Source organism: Glutamicibacter nicotianae (genome assembly GCF_016907615.1).
Taxonomy (GTDB): domain Bacteria; phylum Actinomycetota; class Actinomycetes; order Actinomycetales; family Micrococcaceae; genus Glutamicibacter; species Glutamicibacter nicotianae.
Genome location: NZ_JAFBCH010000001.1, coordinates 2,195,935 through 2,219,948, shown reverse-complemented (window position 1 = coordinate 2,219,948; position 24,014 = coordinate 2,195,935). Strand labels below are relative to the sequence as shown.

Here is a 24,014-nt window from a genome sequence, read left to right as displayed (position 1 = left end):
GTTGGTCACCAAGCCTCGAGTTCCGCTTGAGGGGGCGAGACAATGGGAGTGCAAGAGGTTTGAGGCAGGCAACGCCCTAGTCGGGCTAGCTTGCCCTTAGTAAGTCCTTCCTTACTAGACCTAGAGTAAAAATTTACGCATGATTGTGTTGTGTATTCATCAAATTCAGAATCAGCTAGTGGCTCCGCTGCCGCGACGGTTGGCGCAGTTGGGGATACCGAGGAGCGCACGCGTGACCGCGTCCTATACGCAGTATTAGAGGACGGACCGGTCAGTGCCGCCGAGCTTGGAAACAAGCTGGGCTTCACGCCTGCTGCGGTCCGCCGCCACCTGGACGCGCTCTCGAAATCGGGACTCGTCGAGGTAAAACTGGTAGCCAACCAGAAGACCGGTGCTGGACGCCCGTCTCGCCGCTACGTGCTTTCGCACCGCGGTCAGACGAAGCTGGGAAACGACTACTTGGAGATCGCTTCCGATGCATTGAAGATGCTCGGGGATGCGGCTGGCGAGGACGCGATTCGCAAGTTTGCGCGTAATCGATTCGCATCCATGGAGCAGCGGTACGCCAAAGCACTGGTCGGCGTTGAAGGTTTGGAAGCACGAGCCGAAGTGTTGGGCAACCTGCTCAGTGCCGATGGATTCGTCGGATACACCCGAAAAGTGGATACCAAAGTGGCATCTGCTCTGATGCATAGCGTGCAGCTATGCCAGGGGCACTGCCCGATACAAGACTTGGCACGAGAGTTTCCGGTGTTTTGCGACATGGAAACTGAAATGTTCGCCCGCTTGCTGGGCGTCGACGTTCGACGACTGTCGACACTGGCCGGCGGAGGACACGTGTGCACGACCCACATCCCTGTGGGGCGTGAAAAGGCGCCAATGCGCGCCGAGAAGAGAACTCGAATTCAGTTCACGAAGCAGGAGAGGCCGCGATGACGGATCAGATTGCACAGGAGTCTGCCGACCCGGGTGTAATTTCCGAGATTCTGGAGAAGAACCCCGAACTCCACGGAATCGGCAATTACGAGTACGGCTGGTCAGATAAGAACGACGCGGGTGCAAATGCGCGCCGTGGCGTTGACAAGGACGTAGTGGCGAATATTTCTGCCCTGAAGTCCGAGCCAGAATGGATGCTGGAGCGTCGCCAGAAGGCGCTGAAGTACTTCGATCGCAAGCCAATGCCTACCTGGGGTCCAGACCTCTCGGGTATTGATTTCGACAACATCAAGTACTTCGTGCGTTCCACCGAGAAGCAGGCAACCTCGTGGGAAGATCTTCCAGAAGACATCAAGAACACCTACGACAAACTGGGCATCCCCGAGGCTGAAAAGCAGCGCCTGGTTTCCGGTGTTGCCGCCCAGTACGAGTCCGAGGTCGTCTACCACCAGCTGCGTGAGGATCTTGAAGCACAGGGCGTCATCTTCCTTGACACCGATACCGGTCTGAAGGAACACCCGGAGATTTTCCAGGAGTACTTCGGCTCGGTCATTCCAGCAGGCGACAACAAGTTCGCTTCGCTGAACACCGCCGTATGGTCCGGCGGCTCGTTCGTGTACGTCCCGAAGGGCGTCCACGTGGAAATCCCGCTGCAGGCTTACTTCCGTATCAACACGGAAAACATGGGCCAGTTCGAACGTACCCTGATCATCGCCGATGAGGGCTCGTACGTCCACTACATCGAGGGTTGCACCGCGCCGATCTACCAGTCGGACTCGCTGCACTCGGCTGTTGTGGAAATCATCGTGAAGAAGAACGCCCGCGTTCGCTACACGACGATCCAGAACTGGTCCAACAACGTGTACAACCTGGTGACCAAGCGTGCTATCTGTGAAGAAGGCGCCACCATGGAATGGGTCGATGGCAACATCGGCTCAAAGGTCACCATGAAGTACCCGGCTGTCTACCTGGTGGGCGAGCACGCCAAGGGCGAGACCCTGTCCATCGCCTTCGCCGGTGAAGGCCAGCACCAGGACACCGGATCCAAGATGGTCCACATTGCACCGAACACCTCCTCGGCAATTGTTGCCAAGTCGGTAGCCCGCAATGGCGGCCGTTCGGCCTACCGCGGCCTGGTACAGGTCCAGGAAGGCGCCAAGGGCACCAAGAACTCGGTGGTCTGCGACGCATTGCTGGTTGACCAGATCTCGCGTTCGGATACCTACCCATACATCGACGTCCGCGAGGACGACGTGACCATGGGCCACGAGGCAACGGTTTCGCGCGTGTCCGAGGAACAGCTGTTCTACCTGCAGTCCCGCGGCCTGGCCGAGGACGAGGCCATGGCAATGATCGTGCGCGGCTTCGTCGAGCCAATTGCACGCGAGCTGCCAATGGAGTACGCGCTGGAACTGAACCGCCTTATTGAACTTCAGATGGAAGGATCGGTCGGCTAAGAATGTCGGAGACCACCACCCATATCCCAGAAGAGAAGGCGCGCATCGGCGCACCATCGATTCCTGGTTTCACCGAAGAGGGCGAAGACCTTTCGCCGATCAACGACAACGGCGGCTCGCCGCTGGCTGGCGCCTCCACCAAGGCGCACAGCCATGGCGGCGGCGTTGGCGTTCCGGATTCGTCGCGTGCTGGTCGACTGACCAGCACCAACGTTGATGATTTCGCCAAGCTGACCGGCCGTGAAGAGGACTGGCGCTTCACCCCGCTCAAGCGCCTCAAGGGCCTGCATACCGATGAGCTCACCGGCGCAGCTCCGAAGATCGAGCTGACCGGCAACGACATCGCCAAGCTGTCGGTTGTTGCAGCTGACGATGCCCTGAACGGCGTTGCGCACACCCCGGATGACCGCGTGTCGGCAAACGCCTGGAAGTACGCTTCCGAGACCCACGTGGTTACCATCCCGAAGAATGCCGAGGGTGCCAAGGCAACTCTGCGCATCACCGGCGAGTCGCTGTCAGCAACGGCTCAGCACGTGATCGTTGTCGCCGAGGAGAACTCCGAAGCTACTGTCGTGCTGGATCACGTAGGTTCGGCAGTGCTGGCCCAGAACGTTGAGTTCGACGTCCAGGCCAACGCACGCCTGACCGTGATCTCGCTGCAGGCTTGGGAAGATGACGCAGTCCACGCGTCCTCGCAGCAGGCACTGGTTGCAGCTGGCGCTTCCTTCAAGCACATCGCCGTGTCCTTCGGTGGCGATCTGGTTCGTGTGAACCCATCGGCCCGCTTCACCGGCGAACGCGCTGAGATCGAGCTGTATGGCCTGTACTTCGCTGATGCCGGCCAGCACCTGGAGCACCGCCTGTTCGTGGACCACGCTGTGGCCAACTGCAAGTCGAACGTGTTGTACAAGGGTGCATTGCAGGGCAAGGACGCGCACACCGTCTGGGTTGGCGATGTGCTGATCCAGAAGGCTGCTGTCGGCACCGACTCCTACGAAGCAAACCGCAACCTGGTTCTGACCGATGGCGCCCGCGCCGATTCGGTTCCAAACCTGGAAATCGAAACCGGCTTGATCGATGGTGCTGGCCACGCATCGACCACCGGCCGCTTCGACGACGAGCACCTCTTCTACCTGATGGCTCGCGGTATCGATGAAAAGACCGCTCGCCGCCTGGTAGTGCGCGGATTCCTGAACGAAATTGTTCAGCAGATTGGCGATGAGGCTCTGCAGGAGCGTCTGACCGAAACCATCGAAGAAGAATTGGCTGCAACTAGCAACTAGTTAGTGCCTGCTTCACCAGCTTTTTAGCCTTAGCGCTTTTTAGAAAGAAACGGAACGACGTATGTCTACTCTGGAAATCAAGGACCTGCACGTCTCGATTGACACCGAGCAGGGCGAGAAGGAAATTCTCAAGGGTGTAACCCTGACCATCAAGACCGGCGAAACCCACGCAATCATGGGCCCCAACGGCTCGGGCAAGTCGACCCTGGCATCGACCATCGCTGGCCACCCGCGCTACAACGTCACCTCCGGCTCCATCACCCTCGACGGTGAAGATGTCCTGGAGATGAGCGTTGACGAGCGTGCAAAGGCTGGACTGTTCCTGGCTATGCAGTACCCGGTCGAGGTGCCAGGCGTAACCATGACCAACTTCCTGCGTACCGCAAAAACCGCAATCGACGGCGAAGCTCCTAAGCTGCGTACCTGGACCAAGGACGTCAAGGAAGCGATGACCAAGCTGAAGATCGATGCCGACTTCGCGCAGCGCAACGTGAACGAAGGCTTCTCCGGTGGTGAGAAGAAGCGTGTCGAAATCCTGCAGCTGGAACTGTTCAAGCCAAAGTTCGCAGTGCTGGACGAGACCGACTCAGGCCTGGATGTCGACGCTCTGAAGGTTGTCTCCGAGGGCGTCAACCGCGCGCAGGCCGAGAACGAGATGGGCACCCTGCTGATCACCCACTACACCCGCATTCTGCGCTACATCAAGCCAGAGTTCGTGCACGTGTTCGTTGACGGCAAGGTAGCCGAAGAGGGCGGCCCAGAGCTGGCTGACCGTCTGGAAGAAGAAGGCTACGACCGTTACCTGAACGTCAAGGCCTAAGGGTACAGTCATGAGCGAAGCGACCGAACAGAGCACGGGAGCCGCTACGACTCCTCTGGAAGACGTTGAGGAAGCGCTCAAGGACGTCATTGACCCGGAATTGGGTGTCAACATTGTCGACCTGGGTTTGCTGTATGGCCTGAAGTACGCTGACGACGGTGTGCTTTTGCTGGACCTCACGTTGACCACCGCCGCCTGCCCGCTCACCGATATCATCGAAGAGCAGGTTGCCAAGGCGCTGGAGAGCGTTGTAGACGATCACCGTCTGAACTGGGTCTGGATGCCGCCTTGGGGTCCAGAACGAATCACCGATGACGGTCGAGATCAGATGCGAGCCCTGGGCTTCAACATCTAATCACGGCTGAAAAGAACAGAACCGCGTATCACCGAAAGGTTACGCGGTTTTGTTCGTTAATGCTGAGCCTCTCCTGTATGTGCCCTGAGCATCCTGCTGAATGGGTCGAAAAATCAGAAAAACGTGCGTAAAGTTGCGTTTAATTAAATTAGGAGTACCTTTGGGGAAATTAAGTGTTCGGTATGACTGGAACAGCAACAGATGCAAGTACCTACGCAGGACGACCGCTAGGAGAAATTGAAGAGGCGCTCAAGGACGTGATTGACCCCGAGCTGGGAGTCAATATCGTTGATTTGGGCCTGCTCTACGGACTGCGTTTTGGCGACGACTCTGTTCTGGAAATTGACCTGACATTGACAACTCCTGCGTGCTCGCTGACCGATATTCTTGAAGCGCAGATCGATGAAACACTGAAATATCTCGTCGATAATCATAATCTGACTTGGGTTTGGATGCCGCCGTGGGGTCCGGAGTGTATTACCGATGATGGTCGGGATCAGCTGAGAGCGCTAGGGTTCAATATCTAACTCAACAGTCATTCGAATCCAGATGGAGGGTTGACTCGACTGCAAGGGCGCTTCCGGTGCCACCGGCAGCAGCCATGAGGGCGATGGCCCGCTGGCCATCCATTTGGGCCTGCTGCGACTGCCAAAACAAGCGTGTCGTCAGAATTGCGCCGCTCGCACCGTATGGATGGCCCAAGGCCAAGGCTCCGCCATTGAGATTCACGTTTTGCTCTGGAATTCCCAATTCATCGAGGCATGCGAGCGCCTGAACGGCAAAGGCTTCATTGAATTCAATGAGGGGAGTGCCGGATGCGGTGGCAGACGGCAAGAGACTGATCAGCTTTCGGTAAGCCGGCACTGCCGCCATTCCAAGAATCTCGGGATCGCAGGCACCGTGCGCTGAGGCCAGATATCGCAGTGCAAAGTTCGCTTTCAGCGCCCGGCGCATTTGTCCGCTGACCAAGATCACCGCGGCCGCCCCGTCATTGATCGGGCAGGAGTTTCCCGCCGTGACCGTGCCACCGGGTACGAAGGCGGGCTTGAGCGCTGCGAGCTTTCGGAGTGTCAGCCCGGACCTGGGGCAGGTGTCAGACGCGATTCGTCCGCTACTCGTGCCGATGGAAACGAGCTCATCCGCGAAGAGTCCGGCAGATTGAGCGCGCAGGGCACGTCGATGGCTGCGCAAAGCGAACTCGTCTTGACGTTCCTGGGTAATCGCCTTGGACTTGGCGATGGCTTCCGCGGCAACGCCCATGTCGGGATCTGGATCGGGAGCCGGGGTGAATCGCGCACGCGAGTATAGCCTTGGCGGATCGACAACGGATGATTGCTTTTCGACGCGCCACGGAGCCGTACTCACGGACTCCACCCCGCCTGCCACAACAACATGGGCTTCACCGCAGCGGATCATTCGGGCACCGGCTGCAATGGCGTCCAATCCACTAGCGCATTGGGCATCAATGCTAGTCGCGCCGACAGTGTTCGGCAGTACCGATGCCAACGCAGACACGCGGGCAATATTTCCTCCCGGACCAGCCGCGTTTCCTGCAAACACATGGTCGACTTGAGCAGGAGAAATTCCGGTTCGTTCCAATAGCGTATTAATCACCTGCGCAAGCAGATGATCAGCACCAACCCGGGAGAATTCTTTGCCTGCCCTGACGATCGGGGTACGTGCCGCGTCAATGATGTATGCCTTGTTCATCTGAGCCAGTCGCTCCGTTCGATGTCCAAGTCCTGGTCATTCAACGCCGCGGTATTCAATTTGCCGCTGAAGGTTTCCGGCCACGATCTCAGGTACGTAATCCGGTGAGGGATCTTGTATCGCGACAAATGTTGCCCGAGGCCGGAGATAAGCGTGGACCGACTGCGTGGTGGCGAAACGGTGTACGCCACCATTTGGGGTTCAGGACCCGATTCATCTAGTTGCACGATGGCGTTGGGCAGTCCGACGGATTCCAGTGCTGTGCTGACTTCACCGGGGTGGATATTGTTGCCGTTGAGATTCATCATCTCGTCGTTGCGGCGAGCGAGCACGACGCGGGCTGAACCCGACGCCAGCATCGCACGATCTCCGATGCCGATCGACTTGCCGCATCGGGAAACGGACGCTTCCGAGCTGGCATCGTAGCCTTTGGCATTGAAAGGGCTATCGATATAGAGCAGGCCGAAACCGGTAGCAGAATCTTTGCGATGGATGTGTGCCCGAACTCCTGGAAACAACTGGCCTTCGAAATATGGTGATGCGGGCTGGTCGGGTTTGCGTTCGCGATAGGCGATGAGGCTGTGTTCGCTGCTTCCGAAGTATTCAACGCAACGTGCCAGAGGGGCGATCTTGTGAAGCAATTGCACTGTTTCCTGGTGCAGCGCCTCGCCGCCACTGACAACCACTTGCAGGTTGGACAGCGTGGTCGGTTTGGCCAGCTCAAGCAGCCTCGTGAGAATTGTCGGGACACTGACAATGCGGGTGCAACTGGACTTAGAGAGCAAGGACCTCACGCCGTTCAGATCCCATTTTCCGGTAGCCAAGAATGTGCCGCCAGAATGAACGGATTCGACCATCGCGTACAGTCCCAGGCCATGGGATATTGGACTTGGGCAGAGCGTGGCCTGATCGAGCGAAGCGCCCAGGATTCGGGAACCTGCACTCAAGGATTCTTCCCAGGAGCCAACCGTCCGGACTACAGGTTTGGGCCTCGATGAGCTTCCCGAAGTGCATATGACGAGCAAGTCGCGGGAACTGGATAAGTTTTCCGCGGACGCGACGTAGTCGCCGTCCGCCGGCGACTCTGGAATTGCCGTGAGGCTCGATATACCGGGCAATGTCGTCGAATTGGGAGATGCAATCACGTAGTTGCAGTGAAGGCTCGATGCCATCGTGATTGCCAAGTTCTCGGGCCACGCGGGGTCAATCACAACCAACGTTTTGCCACTGGCTGCGATCGCGTAGAAGGCGATGGCCATTTCTATCGGGTCGCTGGTACTCACCCCGATGCGAGTGCTCGGCAATGAATCCAGTTGCCGGGCGATAGCGCTGCTTCTCCTCTTCAGATGCCCGTAGGTCAACTGTCTTCCAGGAGTCAGCACGGCAAGGTGATCCGGTTGTTGGTCGGCCCACCTCGCCAGCGACTGCCACAGTTCCACGGAACTAGCCCATCAACCCGCGGTAGCTGCGATGCACGGTCAATGCCACCAATGTCGTCACGACAGCCTTGAAGACGTCCCCTGGCAGGAAGCCGAGCGAGCCCAGCAGCGAAGTTCCCAGACCAAGCCCGGTAGTAGCCGCGGTCCACGGAACTCCGAACAAGTAGATGACAACGACGCCCCCGAGGAGTACCGATATCAGTCCGGTCACGAATCGGACACCGTTATTTTCATTGCGCAGGACCCAGTATTTGAAGAGTGCTCCGATAACGAGGGCGCCGAAAATCCATCCAACGAGGTAACCTCCGGTCGGCCCGAAGAGGACACCGAGCCCTCCGCGCCCACCAGATAACAGGGGCAATCCTGCCAATGACAGGACAACCACCACAAGTGAGGCCAATGCTCCGCGCCACGGCCCAAGCAACGCACCGGCCAGCATGACACCGAGAGTTTGCAGGGTAATCGGCACAGGGATGATTCCCAGGGTTATGGGCGGGAGGAGCCCCATAGCAGCGATCATTGCGGCAAAGACCGCTACATAGACAGTGTTGCGCGTCTGCGATGGTGAGTCAGTTTTCGTTGGCATAACAATTCCTTGTCAGTGCGAGTGGGGGTGAAGGAAACATGGGACTAGCGTTGATTTGGAGCTGAATCGTAGCCGCGGGCGTCGAGCGCCTCAGCTGTTTCGTCTGCGATTTTTAGTGACCTGATCACTAGCGGAACGCTCACGGCCAACGGGTTGTTGCCCAGGCCACGAGCATGCTGTGCCTCGCGAACTTCCAGATATACCTTTTTCAATTCCGGAATGAAGCGAATAGTCATGGATAAACCCAAGGCGATTTGCGCAGGATTCGCCCCGATGAAACGTAGGGGAGATGCAACCTGCTGGAACAGTTCCAGCATGGCGTCGAAGCTTGTGGTGAGGCTGACAGAATACGCAAACAAGCACATGGTCAGGAGCCGCAGAACCGAAACTATGGCATTGCCCCAATCGGTTTGCAATCCCAGGAGAACAAACACCACGCTGAGGATCATGGCCAACGACATCAGTGGCATGCGCAGTTGCTTGAACCCAACCTTGGCCGACAACAGCAGGACAATGCTCAGTATGAATGACAGCAACAAGAGTTGCCACGAGTCAATCAAATAAAGGCTGATGCTCAGTACCAATAGGGCTCCGAATTTCCATCCGGGTTTTATGCGAGCTAGGTACGAAGAATTTTTGGAAGCGATCATGCGTGGCTCCATTGGCGGTAATTCGCGATCGCTTCATCAGGTCGACCATCGAATGCGATTCGGCCATCCGTGACAACGAGGACTCTGTCGAAATCCTCGAGGATTTCCAAATCGTGCGTCACCACTATCGCGCGTTGCTCCAATTTCGCGATCTCACGTTGGAAGGCAAGGCGGTTGCGCAGATCCAGCATCGTGGTGGGTTCATCGAACACAATGGTTCGAGGCTGCATGGCCAAGACGGAAGCGAGCGCAACCATTTGCTGCTCACCGCCCGAAAGCGTGTGGCTTTCACGGTCCGCAAGATGAGAGATGTTCAGCTCTGACAGAGTCTCGTGTACACGCTTCTGTCTTTCGGCTTTTGGAAGCTGCAGATTCTTCAGGCCGAATGCGATGTCCTCTGAAACCAGAGGCATGATGATTTGATTTGCCGGATTCTGAAAGACGAAACCCACATCGCGACGTATTTGCTTTGCATGCTTTTGCGTATCCCGTTCGCCAACATACACAGCTCCTTGCGTAGGCAGTACAAGTCCATTGATGAGCCGCGACAGCGTACTCTTTCCAGCGCCGTTTGCCCCGATAATTCCGATGCGTTGCTCGTTGAGCGTAAGGCTGACATCTTTGAGCACGTCGCGCTCTTCAAAGCTGACCGTGACGTTTTCGAATCGTATTGGTGGTAGTTCCACGAATGCTCCAGCGCGAGGATCATAGCTTGAACATCTGATTCGTTGAATGGGCAGTAGTTCACGCTTGCGTTATCGATGACCGTAGTGCCATCGATAACGAGCATACTTGATCACCGTTCAATTGTCTTGATCAGTGTTCAATATATTTTCTATGCGACGAAGAATTGCTCGTAGATCAGGCCTGCGGAAAGGAGGATCATGATGATTCCGGAACACAGTGTTACCACGCGGGCCGCCATCGGCCGTGAGCGGAGCAGTGCGCTCGCGGCCAACGCGACGAGGAAGTAGACGGGGATTGAAACCGAGAAATGCGTCAGTCCAAGCAGGCCAGTTTGCAAGGACAGCGGAATCGGCTGGGACGAATCCAAGTACTGGGGTATGAGGGCCACATACAGCAATAGGGCCTTGGGATTGGTGCCACTGGTGAGCAGGCCTTTAATGAATTGGCTGCGAGGTGACCGTTGTTCAACTTTATCGAGCAGGGCCACAGACCCCTTGGACGGTTGAGGCACGGATTGAGAAGAATTTCCGTTCAGCGCTTCAGGTTCTGGGAGTGAAGCCGCATCAGGATTAAAGAATTTCGCGGTCTTGCAGGAACGGAGAGTCGCGACTCCCAGCCACAGCAAATAGAGCGATCCGGCCGCGGTCAGCCACAAGAGAATGGATGGGGAACTCGCTACCAAGGCAGCAATTCCACACACCAAGAGGGCTGTATGAACCAAGTAGCCTGCGAGTAATCCCCATACGGCTGGGCGAAAGCCCGCTTTACCAAGTGCCGAGGAAATGATGTATGCCCAGTCTGCGCCGGGCGTGCAGGCCAAGGTAACTGATACCAGGAGGAATCCGGCGAACTGTGCGAGGTCCAATGCTTCTCCAAAAATCCATAATTCAGTGATGTGGCAACCTTAGGCAAAAATTTGTGAAATGTGCTTGCTGAATTTCCGGGGATATCCGTCCGGAAAGCAAGAAAAATAGTACCTGAATGAGTTCTGCGCAAATTATTTGTGCAGTAATCTGAATTCATGGATGATTTAGATCGAGCGATTTTGGCCGAACTGCAGAACGACGGGCGCATGAGCGCGACTGCCGTAGCGGCGAAAGTCGGACTATCTGTGGCTCCCTGCCATCGACGGATCAGAGAACTTGAACGCAAGGGGGTGATCAGCGGATACCAGGCGGTAATTGACCCCGAGCTCATAGGTCTGGGGTTCGAAGCTCTGGTTTTCGTCACCTTGAAAGACCGAGCGCAGCTGAAGCACTTTGAATCAGCCGTAGAGCGTGAGGAGCTAATAGTTGATGCTCAACGCCTTTTCGGCGAACCAGATTTCTTGCTACGTGTCTTCGCCACTGACCTGTCGCATTACCAGCGGGTATACGACGAGGTGCTTGTGGAATTGCCTGGGGTGGAAAAGCTGACAAGCACCATCGTCATGCGGAATATCAAGGAGCGAGCCATGCTGCCGGTTTAGGAGTTCTTGTCCGCCGGCTTGCCAATGCGAGTTACCGCAGGCGTCAACAGCAGAGAAGTAATGAGCACAATCGCGCAGATCCATAGTGCCTGAGGCAGCTTCAGCGTATCGACGACGAAGCCGATAAAAGGCGGCCCACCGAGCATCGCGCCATACCCAAAAGCGCTCACGATGCTCACGGCCTTGGGGCCAAGCCGTTCGCCGCGCGATGCGGCAATGCTCATACCAAGGGGGAATCCGAGTGAACTGCCCAAGCCCCACATCATTGAGCCGAGGCCAACGAGGTACGGATTTGCTCCGGTGATGAATAGGGCAACACCGAGCAGGCCGATAAGTCCCATGATCAGGAGAGTGTTCTTCGTACCGAACTGGTCCACTAGTCGACCGCCGACAAAGCGTCCCAGCGTCATTGCGGCGACGAACAGGGTGAACATGAGCGCACCGATTCGATGTTCGAAGCCGTGTCCGTCGACTGAAGTTACGGCGATCCAATCATTGGCCGCACCTTCTGTGAAGCTCAGTCCGGCAACCATTACACCCAGTAATAGCAATAACCAGTTCTTCTTGGTGGCCTGCGCCGGACCTTGGCGGGCATCTTGGTTGCTGGGAACGAAGTTCTCGTTTTCCCAGCAGGTGACGCCCTTATGGGCAATGTAGGCGAGAATGGCAATGAGTCCTGATACTAGGGAAAAGTGCCAGATGCTAGGAATATGCATCGAGATGGTTGCAGTTGCCAGACCGGCACCGAGTAGTGTTCCCAAGCTGAAGAAGCCGTGAAGCGAAGGCATGATGCTACGCCCCACTCGTCGCTCTACTTGGGCTCCGCTGACATTCATCATGATATCCAGGCAGCCAAATGTGAGCCCGTATAAGAAGAGGGCAATGTAGGCAAGCGAGGCGTTGGCCGTTATGGAGATAGCTATGCCGAGTATGACTAGGCATGCTGCGAGTCCAATGGGTAGGCAGCACAATAATCGTCGCGTAGGTACAAATTTACTGATAGTTGGAATCAGAGAGATGCCGAGCAGCGTGCCGACGGTGCTGCAGATCAAGAACGACCCAAGGCTTAGGCCAGAGAAGTCGAAAACGGTATCGATGATCGATAGGCGGCCCGCCCAAGTCGCAAAAGATAATCCTGCAAGAAGGAATATTAGGTTGATGCTGGTACGTTCCGTGATTCGCTGTCGCGCGAGGTGGGCGACCAGTTGGACCATCAGAGACTATCCCTTTCGATTTCTACAATTCCTAGAGTTTATCTCAAAATAGAGGGATAAGTTACTGTCCAGTCCGGATTCCGTTTGATTATGCGCCGTTGCACCGCTGGTGGTCATGAGATTCACAGAATCGAGGGCCAGCACAGGGCAAAGGAATTGGTTCTCGGGAAGCAATCTGCGCCAGTCAGGTGCATGGGGACGGAGCGTATAGCCATGGTGACTTTGCTCACCAGCAAGTAGGCTCTAAGTAAATAATCGTTCACTACATACCATCCGAGGTGGCAATAATCCGATGGGGTCAGAATTTGGCAGTGTACTGATAATCGGTGCGGGGCTAGCTGGATTGGTGGTTGCAGCCGAAGCACTTGATGCCGGTCTAAAAGTTCGGATCCTAGATCAGGAAAACTCGGCGAATCTTGGCGGCCAGGCCTACTGGTCTTTCGGTGGATTGTTTTTGGTTGACACCCCGGAACAACGTCGTTTAGGTGTCCGCGATTCATTTGATCTTGCGTGGTCGGATTGGCAAAATAGCGCTCAATTCGACCGCCTGGGAAATGAGGATGTGTGGGCGCACCGGTGGGCGAAAGCTTACGTCGAGTTCGCGGCCACTGAAAAGCGATCTTGGATCAAGCGAAAAGGTATTGATCTGACACCAGTAGTGGGCTGGGCTGAGCGCGGCGACGGTCGTGCCGAGGGCCATGGGAATTCGGTACCGCGATTTCACATCGCGTGGGGAACCGGGACTGGCGTATCAGAACCATTCGCCGACAGGATCCGCGAAGGACTGCGCATGGGGCAAGTTCAATTGCTCAATCGCCATCGAGTCACCGAGCTGGTGACTACTGGCCGCTCGGTCACCGGTGTTCGTGGCGAGGTCCTGTCGCCAGATGACGCTCAGCGGGGACAGGGTTCCACCAGAACCGTCCTGGGCCAATTCGAATTTTCGGCTGAGGCAGTGGTCGTTGCGACTGGTGGAATTGGTGGGAACCACGACCTGGTGCGAAAATTCTGGCCCACTAGGCTTGGCGATGCACCAGAACACATGATCACCGGGGTTCCGGAATACGTTGATGGAAGCGGCATCGAGCTAGCGCAGGCATCTGGTGCACGTTGGGCCAATAGCGATCGAATGTGGCATTACACCGAGGGAATTCAGAATTGGAACTCGATTTGGCCGTCACACGGAATACGAATCCTGCCTGGTCCCAGTTCCATGTGGTTCGACGCAGAGGGAAACCGGCTCAAAGCGCCATGTCTTCCGGGGCATGACACCCTGGGCACGCTGAAGTATCTTCGAACGGATCCAATTGCGCGAAAGTACGACTACTCATGGTTCGTGCTGAACCAGCGAATAGTTGAGAAAGAATTCGCTCTGTCCGGCTCGGAACAGAATCCGGACCTGACTAATCGGGACAAGGCCGGGGTTGTGAAAGACCGGATCTTCGGCAAAGGGGCGCCGGCGCCGGTTCGAGACTTCTTGGACAAAGGCGCTGACTTCGTTTCGGCTACTACCGTGGAAGAACTTGCTACGAAGATGAATTCCATAGCGCCACAAGCATTTGTTGAGCCGGAGCGTCTCCGCCAGCATTTGCTTGTTCGGGATTCACAAATTGAGAACCCATTCAGCAAGGATCAGCAAATTCAGTCGATCCGCAATGCGCGCAAGTACATTGGCGACCGTCTCACCCGGGCGGTAGCTCCTCACAGGATTCTTGATCCTGCTGCTGGGCCGTTAATTGCAGTGAAGTTGCATATTCTGACGCGAAAATCCCTAGGGGGATTGCAGACGGACCTTTCCGGAAGGGTTCTCAAGGAAGATGGAAGCATTTTTGGCGGACTCTATGCAGCCGGTGAAGCCTCTGGGTTCGGTGGGGGTGGGATGCATGGATATAACGCGCTCGAGGGCACTTTTTTGGGAGGGTGTTTGTTCAGTGGACGTCAAGTAGGTCGAGCACTGGTAGGAGCGCTGCAATAAGGAATGGAAACTATGGTCAAAAACCTGTTTCCGAGTAAACAAAAAGAAACCGCAGTTCACTTGTTTGACCAAGTGAACGGCGGTTTCTTGACCGTGCCCCCGGCGCGACTCGAACGCGCGACCTAGAGATTAGAAGGCTCTTGCTCTATCCAGCTGAGCTACGGAGGCATAACCGAAAATAGTTTAGCTCATTGTTCCCCAAAAATACGACTTAAGGCCGTTAGGCTGGTGAGATGTACGCGCATCATCATCTGATCTGGGGTAGTTAAGTTGCCGAAATTGAGAATCGGTGGCATTTTGAGCATCGTTTGCTTCTGTGTACTAAGCATGGCGCTGGCCTGGGCGGTTGCACTTCCACTTTGGCGAGGAGATGGCATTAACGATGCCAGGTTGCCGGGCATCGCCACGGCCATGATGTTTACCCCGACAGTAGCTGCTCTAATGATCGCAATTGCAGAGCGACGGGTGAAGAGCTTCCCCGCGGATGTAGGGCTGTGGCCTGTCAAGCGACCTGGAAAGTTCCTAATTGCTCTGGTGCTGTCTTACATGATTCCGCTAGCTCTCATTCTCCAGGCGCCGCTCGTCGGAACGTGGCTAGGCGTATTCCCCGGGGATCTGGAGAGCTTTACAGTTCTGCACTTCGTTTCCGGCGAGGCCGGACCAGCCAAGTACCTCCTAGGGCAAGCCGGGGTGATAGTTATCGCCAGTCTCTTCAACACGCTGTTCGCCTTAGGCGAGGAGATCGGGTGGCGTGGTTGGCTTTGGGTTCGGTTGCAATCGTACGGACAGCTCCCTGCCATCTTGATATCCGGCGCTATCTGGGGCGCTTGGCATGCGCCACTGGTTCTGTTGGGGTACAACTATCCGATGGCGACGGGGCCATGGGGTGTCCTGGCCATGTGCGGCATGTGCATCGTATTTGGTGCATTCCTTGGTTGGTTGCGAACTTACAGCGATTCCGTGTGGCCAACGGCCTTAGCACACGGCGCATTCAATGCGAGCGCCGGACTCGTCTCGCTATTCATGGTGCTGGGAGTACCACTGGATGCAACAAAGGGATCTATTTTAGGGTGGTCCGGCTGGATACTCCCAGGTCTGGTCATAGCAGTAATGATTCCGTTCGGGGCTTTCAAACAGCAAAGAACAAAGAACTTATCCCCACTCCGCTGATTCCAATACCATCGTCACTTTTAGTGGGCCACCATCAGATTCAATGGCAGAAAAAGTTTCTGGCATTCGGGTCAAGAAGGAGATAGGTTCATGAGTGACCTTGTGACAATCCGAGGCATTGTTGGAACGGAGCCTCAACTAAGCATTACGCCGAAGGGTGTTTCAATCCTGAAATTCCGCGTAGCTACACATGAGCGTAAACGCGACCTTGAAACCGGGCAGTGGGCTGAGGGGCCGACCAATTGGTATGCCGTCTCGGCCTTCCGCGGACTGGGGGAGAACTCCATGGAATCGTTAGCGCAAGGCGACCACGTTATGATCTTTGGAAAACTCCAGATCCGGGACTTTGAACGCGCCGATGGAACTCGCGGAATCAGCGCAGACATCGAAGCGTATTCAATTGGTCACGATCTTCGTTTCGGGACCAGTTCATTCAGCCGAGTGCGGGCATACACCGGCGAAATCGATCGAGTTCAGCATCCATCACGCTCGGCGGACACCGAAGGAAGCTGGCAAAACGATGATGGGGAAGCAGCCTGAACGAGCACGCTTTGGTGGTGTTCGATGGTTTCGTGTGAATCCGGGCACCACCAACTCAAAATAGTGGTGTGTGGATTCGGAAATGACCACGGTAACCGACTAGCCTTAAAGGTATGGCGGAATTCATTTACACGATGACCAAGGCCCGCAAGGCCGTTGGTGACAAAGTCATCCTTGACAATGTCAGCATGTCGTTCTTCCCCGGTGCCAAAATTGGTGTCGTGGGCCCAAACGGCGCTGGTAAGTCAACGATCCTGAAGATCATGGCGGGACTCGATACCCCGTCGAACGGTGAAGCACGTCTTTCACCCGGCTACTCGGTAGGCATCCTCCTGCAGGAACCACCACTAAATGAAGAAAAGACCGTTCTGGGCAACGTCCAGGAAGGCGTCGGAGAAATCTACGAAAAGATCACCCGATTCAACGAGATCTCTGAAGAGATGGCTCAGGAAGGCGCCGATTTCGACGCGCTCCTGGAAGAGATGGGGAAGCTGCAGGAAGCGATCGACGCAGCCGACGCATGGGACATCGACAACCAGCTAGAGCAGGCAATGGACGCCCTACGCTGCCCACCGGGCGACGAGAAAGTCACCCATCTCTCCGGTGGTGAACGTCGACGCGTAGCATTGTGCAAGCTTCTGCTGCAGAAGCCGGATCTGCTGCTGCTCGATGAGCCCACTAACCACTTGGATGCCGAGTCCGTCCTGTGGCTGGAACAGCACCTGGCATCGTACCCAGGTGCCGTATTGGCCGTAACCCACGACCGCTACTTCCTGGACCATGTCGCCGAATGGATCTGTGAAGTTGATCGTGGTCGCCTGCACCCATACGAGGGCAACTACTCCACTTACCTGGAGAAGAAGCGCGAACGCATGGAAGTACAGGGCAAGAAGGACCAGAAGCTTGCTAAGCGCCTGGCAGAAGAACTTGAATGGGTTCGTTCGAATGCCAAGGGCCGGCAGACCAAGTCCAAGGCCCGTTTGGCACGATACGAAGAAATGGCAGCGGAGGCCGAGCGCACCCGCAAGCTGGACTTCGAGGAAATTCAGATCCCACCAGGCCCGCGTCTTGGCCAGGTAGTCATCGAGGCCGAGAACTTGAAGAAGGGCTTCGGCGATCGTGTGCTGATCGATGGCCTGTCGTTCTCTCTTCCACGTAACGGCATCGTTGGTGTCATCGGTCCTAACGGTGTTGGCAAGTCGACTCTGTTCAAGACCATTGTTGGACTTGAAGAGCTTGACGGCGGAACGCTCAAGATCGGCGACACCGTCAAGATCTCCTACGTCGACCAGAACCGCGAGAATATTGACCCTGAGAAGTCGTTGTGGGAAGTAGTCTCGGACGGTCTTGACTACATCAACGTCGGACAGGTTGAAATGCCGTCGCGTGCCTACGTTTCGGCCTTCGGCTTTAAGGGTCCAGACCAGCAGAAGAAGGCAGGTGTGCTCTCCGGCGGTGAGCGCAACCGCCTCAACCTGGCCTTGACACTCAAGCAGGGCGGCAATCTGTTGCTGCTCGATGAGCCTACTAACGACTTGGATGTCGAAACTCTTTCGTCGTTGGAAAACGCATTGCTCGAGTTCCCGGGCTGCGCTGTCGTGGTCTCGCACGATCGTTGGTTCCTGGACCGAGTCGCGACCCACATCCTGGCCTACGAGGGCACTGAGGAAGATCCGGCGAACTGGTACTGGTTCGAAGGCAACTTTGACTCCTACGAGAGCAACAAGGTTGAACGACTGGGCGTCGATGCAGCCAAGCCACACCGCGTCACCCATCGCCGCCTGACCCGTGATTAATAGCAGGGCATAAAATTAGCCGCCACGAATGTGGCGGCTAATTTTATGCCCTGTGTGGCCCGCATCTGTTAATTCGATGCGGATGCAGCACGCAATTCGGAGAGCTTCAGATACTCTCGATCCTGGTAGACCAAGTGTTGCTGCAGCCGTTGACCGTGGAGGACTTCGTGGACTTCAGCCGCGATCAGTCGGGAACCTCCAATGCTGATCGAAGAGTGAATGCTGGCCCGAAAGGCAACCGGTGCTTCAATAAAGTGCGGTTCACCGGTCGGGAGGATCCGGAAGTTTTGGTCACGCGTGAATCGCGGGGCACCGGGCTGGGCAAAGTTGCCAGCCAACTCTTGCTGGTCTTCTCCAAGTAAGTGGATGACGAAGCTTTGTGCAGCAAGTACGGCGCCGGCGGCTCCTGATTCTTTGGCCAGCGAAAACGAAACGGCAACTGGATCGATTGACAGCGACGCCAGAGAAGAGATCGTTAAGCCGTAATATGCCTGGTCGATGGTTGCTGTTATTAGTGCTACTCCAGCCGGGTGGTGACGGAAGGCTGTGCGGAAGTCACTTGATAATTCGCTCACTAAGTAGCTCCTTTGCCTGAAGTTAGAGTGCCAACCCCAGTAACTGATGCAAAAGCCCGAGCCTTTGCCAACAACTTTGAATACCTCTACCCTAAGACCTCAAGTAAACTTGAGGTCAAGAAAGGGGCAGGTGATGCTTCACACAGCGGAACATGGCGATTGTGCAAATGAATATCCCGGGCAAGAGCTGCTCAGTATCGGTCAAGTCAGTGACCGCACTGGCGTGGCCAGGTCCGCTCTGCACTACTACGAAGAAATTGGCTTGATCGCGGCTACACGAACGGCTGGAAATCAGCGACGCTTTCCCCGCCACCTGTTGCGGCGGATCTCTTTGATCACTGTGGGCAGCAAATTAGGTATTCCACTCAGCGACATCAAACGTGCCTTGGCACCAGTGCCTATGGGGAAAATCCCTACAGAAAACGATTGGTTGCGGGCAACTGAAGAGTGGAAGAAAGTTCTCGAAGCGCGGCGACGTGCAATTGAGGAGCTAGAAGATCGGCTTATGGGGTGCATCGGATGCGGCTGCCTATCGATGCAGGCCTGCAGCCTGCTGAATCCGGAAGACCAATTAGCGCATGAGGGCGCGGGAGCGCGGCGATTGGATACTCCTGGAGCTGTTGCGAACGAACCGGAATAGCAGCAGGCCATTCTTAGAAGCTGGCTCGAAAGTTCCATGAATGCGGAGTTGACTGCGATGCGGCCCGTTCCGAATTCCCGCAAAGAACCCAGGTCTGGCTAGAATGCCACCATGAGGATTGCTCAAATATTCCGTTTCCCTATTAAGGGATTGCCGGGCGAAAAAATTGACTCGGCAGCCGTAAGTAAAGGAAGCGGTCTGGAAGGCGACCGTCGTGTTGCCTTTGGCAATGGCACCGTCATGCATCGCGATGACCAGTGGGAGAGCTGCCTTAGCTTCACGATCCTAAAGAACAACAAGAGCTTGCAAAAGTGGCGGGTCCATTCGCAGCCTCCACTGATCTCCATGACAGCCCCTGCTTCGACCGGTGCGGCGCCTCTCAGCTTTAACGTTAACAACCAAGCTGACATGGATGCCGCTCGTGCGTACCTTTCGAAATACTTGCCACCACAGGGACCTATTCCGCGAAAATTTGTGTCTGCCCCGCAAGGAATGTTCGATTCCCGCCTGTCTGGCATTTCGATCATTAACCCGAATACGGTTGCGGAACTATCGAGAGTATCAGGTGTGCACATGGATCCGCGCCGGTACCGCGGGAACCTGTTGATTGAGGGGTTGCCAGCCTACGCCGAGTACGAGCTGATCGGAAAAGTGCTGCGCATTGGTGATGTCCGTATTGCTATCACCAAGTCGATCGCTCGTTGCTCAGCGACATCTGTAAATCCGGTGTCGACCGAAGTGGATACGAATGGACCACGTTTGCTGGCGACTTACTTCGGCCATATCCACTGTGGCATTTACGGAACTGTCTTGGAATCGGGGGTCTTGGAGGTCGGCGCTGAGATTCAAATAGAAGACGATTCATCTGGAGCTGAGGAACTCGTGCCATCCAAGGTTTCGCCACGGTTCATGACCGTATCGCGGAAACAGGATTTGGGTGCTGGAGTGTTCGAACTCCTTCTAGAAGATCCCTTCGGATGGATTGGCGAGCACTATCAAGCGGGGATGCACTTGAGGGTTCACCTGCCGGATCCTCTGTGGAGAAATTACACCATTACATCCGTGGCTGGCCCGAGGATCGGTATCGATGTGCGTGTCCAGGGCGAAGCCTCAACCAAGATTGCACAGTTGAATAAGGGAGAGCAGGTTCTCGTTTCGGGGCCCTACGGGGTCTTGACCTCGACCAAGGTCTTGGGTACCTGCACCGCGATTGTCAGCGCAGGTATTGGCATTACCCCTGCTTTGGGGTTGCTCGGCGATGCGGCCACGGCCAATGACAGCCGTAAGTTGCGGATCATTCATGTTGAACGCGGAAGAGCAAGTGCTCTGTACTCCCGTTTGGAGCAGATGGCTTCTGAACTGAAATCGTCAATCTGCCTGAACCGAATCGACACAACTGAGGGCAGGCCCGGGCCTGCTGAGATATCGCCGCATCTACAGGGTTGTGACAGCGTAGTGGTGTGCGGACCGGAAAAATTCACCAGTATGGTTTTTGAGGCATGCGAACGAGCGGGAATTCCTGCTTCGCAGATTCACCGTGAAATCTTCGCCTCGCCCACTACTGACCTGGACAGGCTATTCGAGGATTATCCATCCGCGGAGGTCACTTGTCGTGACAGCCGAAAGTCCTTCACTTGGAGTGCCAAAGACGGCGTATTGCTCGAAGCGCTCGAAGAGCAAGGCGTTGATCCTGCAAGCCTTTGCCGTTCGGGCTCGTGCGGCGAATGCGCTGTGAAGCTTCTGAAGGGCAGAGTCTCGTACCCGTTAGAGCCTAGCGCCCGCGTGGAACAAGACCAGATCCTCACCTGCATGGCTGTGCCAGCGGGCGACATTGAATTAGGAGCATGAACTGCACGGGCGCTGCGCTTCAGATAAGTAACTAGTGTCCGTCCGAGAACTCGGGCAGGCGAATCATGCCTTCTTGGGCGACGGTAGCGACCAGCTCGCCGGCTTTGTTGTAGAACTTTCCAGTTCCAAGCCCACGGGCTGAAGACGCCGATGGTGAATGAAGTACGTAGAGTAGCCATTCATCAACACGGAAATCTCGATGCCACCACATCGCGTGGTCGAGGCTGGCGATGCTCAACCCGCGATGAACCCACGGCACACCATGGGCTCTCAGAGCGGGTTCAAGCAACATGTAGTCGCTGGCGTACGCCAACGCTGCGCGGTGAAGCGACAAGTCATCTGGCATTGCCGACGTAGTGCGGAGCCAGACCGCGCTATCGGCGATCTTGCTCGAATTGCCAGGTAGATAAATCGGTTCGGAAACATGACGTACGTCGAAGGGCCGTTCGAATGCCCATTCCTTGGCTACCGGGTGGTCAAAGTGGCCCACGAGATCCGCTGTCGTCGGAAGCGACTCCGGCTCTGGGACATCGATGGGCATCGGATCATGATGCTCCAAGCCGATGGCAGGCTCTTGGAACGAGGTGATCATCGACAAGATCGGTTCGCCGTTTTGGTAAGCGTGCACTCTGCGAGCGGAGAATGAGCGGCCATCGCGCAAGCGCTGTACGCCGAAGGTAATGGTCTGGTTCGGGTCTCCCGGGCGCAAGAAGTATCCGTGCAGGGAATGGATGGCACGGGTCGGCTCGATGGTGCGCGTGGCAGCGATTATGGACTGGGCTAGAACCTGTCCTCCGAAAACGCGGGGTCGATTCTGAGCAGGGGTATGACCGATGAAGATATCCTCATCTGTGCGCGCCTGGTCTTCTCCATCCAGGTTCAATAGATCCAGCAGGATCTGGGTGGTGCCTAAGTCTTCGGTCACTGTGCGGGCTCCTCGTCATGCGCTAATGGAACTGAACCAGGGTCAATGTTACTTGAAAGTAACAATTTCTCATGGAAATTCGGTCTCATAGGAAAACTATACGTATCCTCGGTCGATATCACGCCATGAGCAAACTCGCCGCACATCGCTGTGGCTACGTGAGATTATGAATGTATGGCGAGTGATGCAGTGAATTTCGACGACAGCAATTCAGTAAGCGACTTAGCGAACTTTATTAGCCGCGCGAAAACGATTGAGGATGGCGCGGCCCAATTCGTCGCCCGAAAGACGGCTTTAGCAGTCTATGTACCGATTCTTGTCCCTGCTGATCTAGGGCAGGGTGGTTACACCATTCTCGGGATGCGCGTGCATCGCCTGGCCCAGCCTGCGGAAGTCAATGCCAGTTACTCTCTGGCTTCCATTCAAGATCGCCTTGCCCGCATGGGGGAGACGTCCGTTGAATTCTCCCTCCCGCCGGTTGAAGAGAATCCAAAATGGGCCGGGATCTCAGTTCCCGTTTCCGGTTGGGAAGACGCTGGGGCCGTAGCGAACGACACATTGTCGTCCTCAGCTCAAAGCGGCATCGACGCCGTGGCCCAGGCGTTGCCCGAAAACCCTGGATTGCCGGTGCTAGTGCAGGTGCGCCAGCGAATCTGGTCGACACAGGTGCCGGACGTGGGAATGGAACTGCCGATGGGCGCTGCATTTGCCATGCATGCGCTGGGATTCTTGATTCCTGGCGGACAGTGCCGAGTACTTCGCAACGGCAGCTGGACTCGACTGAGCAACGAACGAGGGCACGTCCTGGTGCGCAAGGCTTCACTGCTCGGCTAAGCCGAATTAGAGAAATGGACTAGAATTCGCCTATTGGCGGTTCTAGTCCATACTTTCTAGAGCAGGCTCTGGTGTCCGTCCGGAGTGTTCAGCAGCGAGTGGGCTGCGCGCTCAAAATAATCGCGCAAAGTATCTGCTTGCAGCATCGGCAGCTCGAGTTGGTCGATAGCCTTGTTCATGTGGCCCAGCCACACGTCACGATAGTGGCTGTTCACCGGGTAGTTGGCATGACGCATGCGCAGTCTCGGGTGACCACGATGCTCGGAGAATGTCGTTGGACCGCCCCAGTATTGTTCCAGAAACAGCTGGAGTCGAACCTGTGCAGCATGAAGTTCCTTTTCCGGATACATCCGCCGGAAGTCTGCATCTTCGGCAACTGAACTATAGAAATTCTTCGTTAACTGTGCGAATACCTCACGGCCACCGATTTCTGCATAAAAGGTTCCCGGGAAGTCGGCAACATCAATCGGTGCCTCTGCAGCATCCAAGAACTCTTGGCTGGAGCGGCCTAGAACCAACGGATTGCTGAAGGGATCCTTCTTGCGGTCGGAGGCTGTGGGCTGGTTTTCAGTCATTCGTAATTTTCCTCAGAAGGCGCTAGGGGGCAACCGGCTCGTGGAGAACCGGGAAGTTGACAGACCGGGCGATGAAGCAAACCTTGTTTGCTTGGGCGTGGAGCGAATCGGCAAGCTCGCGCTGGGATTCATCGGCAAGATGGACTGTGGGCCGCAGCATGACCTGGGTGAACTCACCGCTGTTATCCCGGTTAAGGCGCAACGTTCCGTAGGCATCATCCGTGTAAGCGGTGACATTCACGCCATGGGTGACTGCTACATGGAGGTACGAGAGCATGTGGCATTGGCTCAGTGCAGCTAGCAAAAGCTGTTCTGGATTCCAGCGATCGCGATCCCCGTGGAAGGTTGGATCCGCGGTGCCTGGCAATTCTGGCAACCCCGAAACACGCAATACATGGTCCCGGCCGTAGCTTCGATAGCTTTCGGTTCCGGTTCCACGATTGCCGGTCCATTCAAGGCCCACCTGGTATTCATGTTGCGAGAGGTCCATGAACCCATTCTCCCACTTTTAACCACAAGGTGGTGGCTACT

25 protein-coding genes and 1 tRNA gene are annotated in these 24,014 nt (G+C 56.0%); 14 read left to right on the top strand and 12 right to left on the bottom strand.

Going from position 1 to position 24,014, the window contains the following annotated elements; translation table 11 throughout:
• The first annotated feature begins 150 nt into the window (after positions 1 to 150).
• From JOE62_RS10610 to JOE62_RS10585, 6 genes are all read left to right on the top strand, one after another.
• A complete protein-coding gene (locus tag JOE62_RS10610) occupies positions 151 to 936 on the top strand; it encodes a helix-turn-helix domain-containing protein (RefSeq protein WP_204722329.1) in 786 nt (261 codons plus the stop codon).
• On the top strand, positions 933 to 2,393 hold the full coding sequence (gene sufB / locus JOE62_RS10605; RefSeq protein ID WP_038990787.1) for a Fe-S cluster assembly protein SufB: 1,461 nt from the start codon (positions 933 to 935) through the stop codon (positions 2,391 to 2,393). The genes JOE62_RS10610 and sufB overlap by 4 nt, the downstream gene beginning before the upstream one ends.
• Before the next feature lie 2 nt (positions 2,394 to 2,395).
• Positions 2,396 to 3,676, top strand: a complete 1,281-nt coding sequence (gene sufD / locus JOE62_RS10600) for a Fe-S cluster assembly protein SufD (RefSeq protein ID WP_204722328.1) — start codon at positions 2,396 to 2,398, stop codon at positions 3,674 to 3,676.
• A 61-nt stretch (positions 3,677 to 3,737) separates the two neighbouring features.
• On the top strand, positions 3,738 to 4,496 hold the full coding sequence (sufC, locus tag JOE62_RS10595; RefSeq protein WP_038990788.1) for a Fe-S cluster assembly ATPase SufC: 759 nt from the start codon (positions 3,738 to 3,740) through the stop codon (positions 4,494 to 4,496).
• Between the two features lie 10 nt (positions 4,497 to 4,506).
• The gene (locus tag JOE62_RS10590; protein WP_204722327.1) at positions 4,507 to 4,851 is read left to right on the top strand and encodes a metal-sulfur cluster assembly factor; all 345 of its coding nucleotides are present in this window, start codon (positions 4,507 to 4,509) and stop codon (positions 4,849 to 4,851) included.
• Between the two features lie 182 nt (positions 4,852 to 5,033).
• Complete coding sequence (locus JOE62_RS10585; protein ID WP_204722326.1) at positions 5,034 to 5,378, top strand: metal-sulfur cluster assembly factor; 345 nt, start codon at positions 5,034 to 5,036, stop codon at positions 5,376 to 5,378.
• Between the two features lies 1 nt (position 5,379).
• On the opposite strand, the gene JOE62_RS10580 is transcribed toward JOE62_RS10585, so the two are convergent.
• From JOE62_RS10580 to JOE62_RS10555, 6 genes are all read right to left on the bottom strand, one after another.
• Positions 5,380 to 6,561 (bottom strand): thiolase family protein, encoded by a 1,182-nt coding sequence (locus JOE62_RS10580; RefSeq protein WP_204722325.1) that lies wholly within the window; start codon positions 6,559 to 6,561, stop codon positions 5,380 to 5,382.
• On the bottom strand, positions 6,558 to 8,000 hold the full coding sequence (locus JOE62_RS10575; protein WP_204722324.1) for an AMP-binding protein: 1,443 nt from the start codon (positions 7,998 to 8,000) through the stop codon (positions 6,558 to 6,560). The genes JOE62_RS10580 and JOE62_RS10575 overlap by 4 nt, the downstream gene beginning before the upstream one ends.
• A 4-nt stretch (positions 8,001 to 8,004) precedes the next feature.
• A complete protein-coding gene (locus JOE62_RS10570; RefSeq protein WP_204722323.1) occupies positions 8,005 to 8,586 on the bottom strand; it encodes a biotin transporter BioY in 582 nt (193 codons plus the stop codon).
• 44 nt (positions 8,587 to 8,630) lie between these two features.
• Positions 8,631 to 9,236, bottom strand: a complete 606-nt coding sequence (locus tag JOE62_RS10565) for an energy-coupling factor transporter transmembrane component T family protein (protein ID WP_204722322.1) — start codon at positions 9,234 to 9,236, stop codon at positions 8,631 to 8,633.
• Positions 9,233 to 9,922, bottom strand: a complete 690-nt coding sequence (locus JOE62_RS10560; RefSeq protein WP_204722321.1) for an ATP-binding cassette domain-containing protein — start codon at positions 9,920 to 9,922, stop codon at positions 9,233 to 9,235. The genes JOE62_RS10565 and JOE62_RS10560 overlap by 4 nt, the downstream gene beginning before the upstream one ends.
• Positions 9,923 to 10,071: 149 nt before the next feature.
• Complete coding sequence (locus tag JOE62_RS10555; protein ID WP_204722320.1) at positions 10,072 to 10,788, bottom strand: LysE family translocator; 717 nt, start codon at positions 10,786 to 10,788, stop codon at positions 10,072 to 10,074.
• A gap of 156 nt (positions 10,789 to 10,944) precedes the next feature.
• Between JOE62_RS10555 and JOE62_RS10550 the strand changes: the two genes are divergently transcribed.
• Complete coding sequence (locus JOE62_RS10550) at positions 10,945 to 11,391, top strand: Lrp/AsnC family transcriptional regulator (protein ID WP_204722319.1); 447 nt, start codon at positions 10,945 to 10,947, stop codon at positions 11,389 to 11,391.
• Here the strand turns inward: JOE62_RS10550 and JOE62_RS10545 are convergent.
• Positions 11,388 to 12,605 carry an MFS transporter gene (locus JOE62_RS10545; RefSeq protein ID WP_204722318.1) on the bottom strand — a complete coding sequence of 406 codons (1,218 nt, stop codon included), beginning with the start codon at positions 12,603 to 12,605 and terminating at the stop codon, positions 11,388 to 11,390. The genes JOE62_RS10550 and JOE62_RS10545 overlap by 4 nt on opposite strands.
• A 292-nt stretch (positions 12,606 to 12,897) precedes the next feature.
• On the opposite strand from JOE62_RS10545, the gene JOE62_RS10540 reads away from it, so the two are divergent.
• Entirely contained in the window at positions 12,898 to 14,580 is a 1,683-nt protein-coding gene (locus tag JOE62_RS10540; protein ID WP_204722317.1) for an FAD-binding dehydrogenase, read from the top strand.
• Positions 14,581 to 14,674: 94 nt separating this feature from the next.
• Here JOE62_RS10540 and JOE62_RS10535 read toward each other — a convergent pair.
• A tRNA-Arg gene (locus tag JOE62_RS10535) sits at positions 14,675 to 14,748 on the bottom strand.
• Between the two features lie 159 nt (positions 14,749 to 14,907).
• On the opposite strand from JOE62_RS10535, the gene JOE62_RS10530 reads away from it, so the two are divergent.
• From JOE62_RS10530 to ettA, 3 genes are all read left to right on the top strand, one after another.
• Positions 14,908 to 15,750, top strand: coding sequence for a CPBP family intramembrane glutamic endopeptidase (locus JOE62_RS10530; RefSeq protein WP_204722316.1), 843 nt, complete (start codon positions 14,908 to 14,910; stop codon positions 15,748 to 15,750).
• 90 nt (positions 15,751 to 15,840) lie between these two features.
• Positions 15,841 to 16,290: a single-stranded DNA-binding protein gene (locus tag JOE62_RS10525; RefSeq protein WP_204722315.1), complete on the top strand. Its 450-nt coding sequence runs from the start codon at positions 15,841 to 15,843 to the stop codon at positions 16,288 to 16,290.
• A 113-nt stretch (positions 16,291 to 16,403) separates the two neighbouring features.
• Positions 16,404 to 18,086, top strand: a complete 1,683-nt coding sequence (gene ettA, locus JOE62_RS10520) for an energy-dependent translational throttle protein EttA (protein ID WP_204722314.1) — start codon at positions 16,404 to 16,406, stop codon at positions 18,084 to 18,086.
• A 68-nt stretch (positions 18,087 to 18,154) separates the two neighbouring features.
• On the opposite strand, the gene JOE62_RS10515 is transcribed toward ettA, so the two are convergent.
• A complete protein-coding gene (locus JOE62_RS10515) occupies positions 18,155 to 18,661 on the bottom strand; it encodes a flavin reductase family protein (RefSeq protein WP_073706114.1) in 507 nt (168 codons plus the stop codon).
• A gap of 133 nt (positions 18,662 to 18,794) precedes the next feature.
• Here JOE62_RS10515 and soxR point away from each other — a divergent pair, with 133 nt between their 5' ends.
• Both soxR and JOE62_RS10505 read left to right on the top strand, forming a co-directional pair.
• Entirely contained in the window at positions 18,795 to 19,301 is a 507-nt protein-coding gene (gene soxR / locus JOE62_RS10510; protein ID WP_204722313.1) for a redox-sensitive transcriptional activator SoxR, read from the top strand.
• A gap of 111 nt (positions 19,302 to 19,412) precedes the next feature.
• Positions 19,413 to 21,149, top strand: a complete 1,737-nt coding sequence (locus JOE62_RS10505; protein WP_204722312.1) for an MOSC domain-containing protein — start codon at positions 19,413 to 19,415, stop codon at positions 21,147 to 21,149.
• A 31-nt stretch (positions 21,150 to 21,180) separates the two neighbouring features.
• On the opposite strand, the gene JOE62_RS10500 is transcribed toward JOE62_RS10505, so the two are convergent.
• Positions 21,181 to 22,074 (bottom strand): acyl-CoA thioesterase, encoded by an 894-nt coding sequence (locus JOE62_RS10500; protein ID WP_038990804.1) that lies wholly within the window; start codon positions 22,072 to 22,074, stop codon positions 21,181 to 21,183.
• A 174-nt stretch (positions 22,075 to 22,248) separates the two neighbouring features.
• Here JOE62_RS10500 and JOE62_RS10495 point away from each other — a divergent pair, with 174 nt between their 5' ends.
• Positions 22,249 to 22,908 (top strand): DUF8185 domain-containing protein, encoded by a 660-nt coding sequence (locus tag JOE62_RS10495; protein WP_476729781.1) that lies wholly within the window; start codon positions 22,249 to 22,251, stop codon positions 22,906 to 22,908.
• Positions 22,909 to 22,964: 56 nt separating this feature from the next.
• Here JOE62_RS10495 and JOE62_RS10490 read toward each other — a convergent pair whose 3' ends face one another.
• Both JOE62_RS10490 and JOE62_RS10485 read right to left on the bottom strand, forming a co-directional pair.
• A complete protein-coding gene (locus JOE62_RS10490; RefSeq protein WP_275587979.1) occupies positions 22,965 to 23,483 on the bottom strand; it encodes a globin in 519 nt (172 codons plus the stop codon).
• A 22-nt stretch (positions 23,484 to 23,505) separates the two neighbouring features.
• Positions 23,506 to 23,973 (bottom strand): OsmC family protein, encoded by a 468-nt coding sequence (locus JOE62_RS10485; protein ID WP_204722310.1) that lies wholly within the window; start codon positions 23,971 to 23,973, stop codon positions 23,506 to 23,508.
• Positions 23,974 to 24,014 lie beyond the last annotated feature (41 nt).

Bases quoted from the DNA above. Each gene is read 5' to 3' on its own strand.
- sufB (WP_038990787.1), top strand. From the start codon at position 933: ATGACGGATCAGATTGCACAGGAGTCTGCCGACCCGGGTGTAATTTCC.
- sufD (WP_204722328.1), top strand. From the start codon at position 2,396: ATGTCGGAGACCACCACCCATATCCCAGAAGAGAAGGCGCGCATCGGC.
- sufC (WP_038990788.1), top strand. From the start codon at position 3,738: ATGTCTACTCTGGAAATCAAGGACCTGCACGTCTCGATTGACACCGAG.
- JOE62_RS10590 (WP_204722327.1), top strand. From the start codon at position 4,507: ATGAGCGAAGCGACCGAACAGAGCACGGGAGCCGCTACGACTCCTCTG.
- JOE62_RS10585 (WP_204722326.1), top strand. From the start codon at position 5,034: ATGACTGGAACAGCAACAGATGCAAGTACCTACGCAGGACGACCGCTA.
- JOE62_RS10580 (WP_204722325.1), bottom strand. From the start codon at position 6,561: ATGAACAAGGCATACATCATTGACGCGGCACGTACCCCGATCGTCAGG.
- JOE62_RS10570 (WP_204722323.1), bottom strand. From the start codon at position 8,586: ATGCCAACGAAAACTGACTCACCATCGCAGACGCGCAACACTGTCTAT.
- JOE62_RS10565 (WP_204722322.1), bottom strand. From the start codon at position 9,236: ATGATCGCTTCCAAAAATTCTTCGTACCTAGCTCGCATAAAACCCGGA.
- JOE62_RS10550 (WP_204722319.1), top strand. From the start codon at position 10,945: ATGGATGATTTAGATCGAGCGATTTTGGCCGAACTGCAGAACGACGGG.
- JOE62_RS10545 (WP_204722318.1), bottom strand. From the start codon at position 12,605: ATGGTCCAACTGGTCGCCCACCTCGCGCGACAGCGAATCACGGAACGT.
- JOE62_RS10540 (WP_204722317.1), top strand. From the start codon at position 12,898: ATGGGGTCAGAATTTGGCAGTGTACTGATAATCGGTGCGGGGCTAGCT.
- JOE62_RS10530 (WP_204722316.1), top strand. From the start codon at position 14,908: ATGGCGCTGGCCTGGGCGGTTGCACTTCCACTTTGGCGAGGAGATGGC.
- JOE62_RS10525 (WP_204722315.1), top strand. From the start codon at position 15,841: ATGAGTGACCTTGTGACAATCCGAGGCATTGTTGGAACGGAGCCTCAA.
- ettA (WP_204722314.1), top strand. From the start codon at position 16,404: ATGGCGGAATTCATTTACACGATGACCAAGGCCCGCAAGGCCGTTGGT.
- soxR (WP_204722313.1), top strand. From the start codon at position 18,795: ATGCTTCACACAGCGGAACATGGCGATTGTGCAAATGAATATCCCGGG.
- JOE62_RS10505 (WP_204722312.1), top strand. From the start codon at position 19,413: ATGAGGATTGCTCAAATATTCCGTTTCCCTATTAAGGGATTGCCGGGC.
- JOE62_RS10495 (WP_476729781.1), top strand. From the start codon at position 22,249: ATGGCGAGTGATGCAGTGAATTTCGACGACAGCAATTCAGTAAGCGAC.
- JOE62_RS10490 (WP_275587979.1), bottom strand. From the start codon at position 23,483: ATGACTGAAAACCAGCCCACAGCCTCCGACCGCAAGAAGGATCCCTTC.
- JOE62_RS10485 (WP_204722310.1), bottom strand. From the start codon at position 23,973: ATGGACCTCTCGCAACATGAATACCAGGTGGGCCTTGAATGGACCGGC.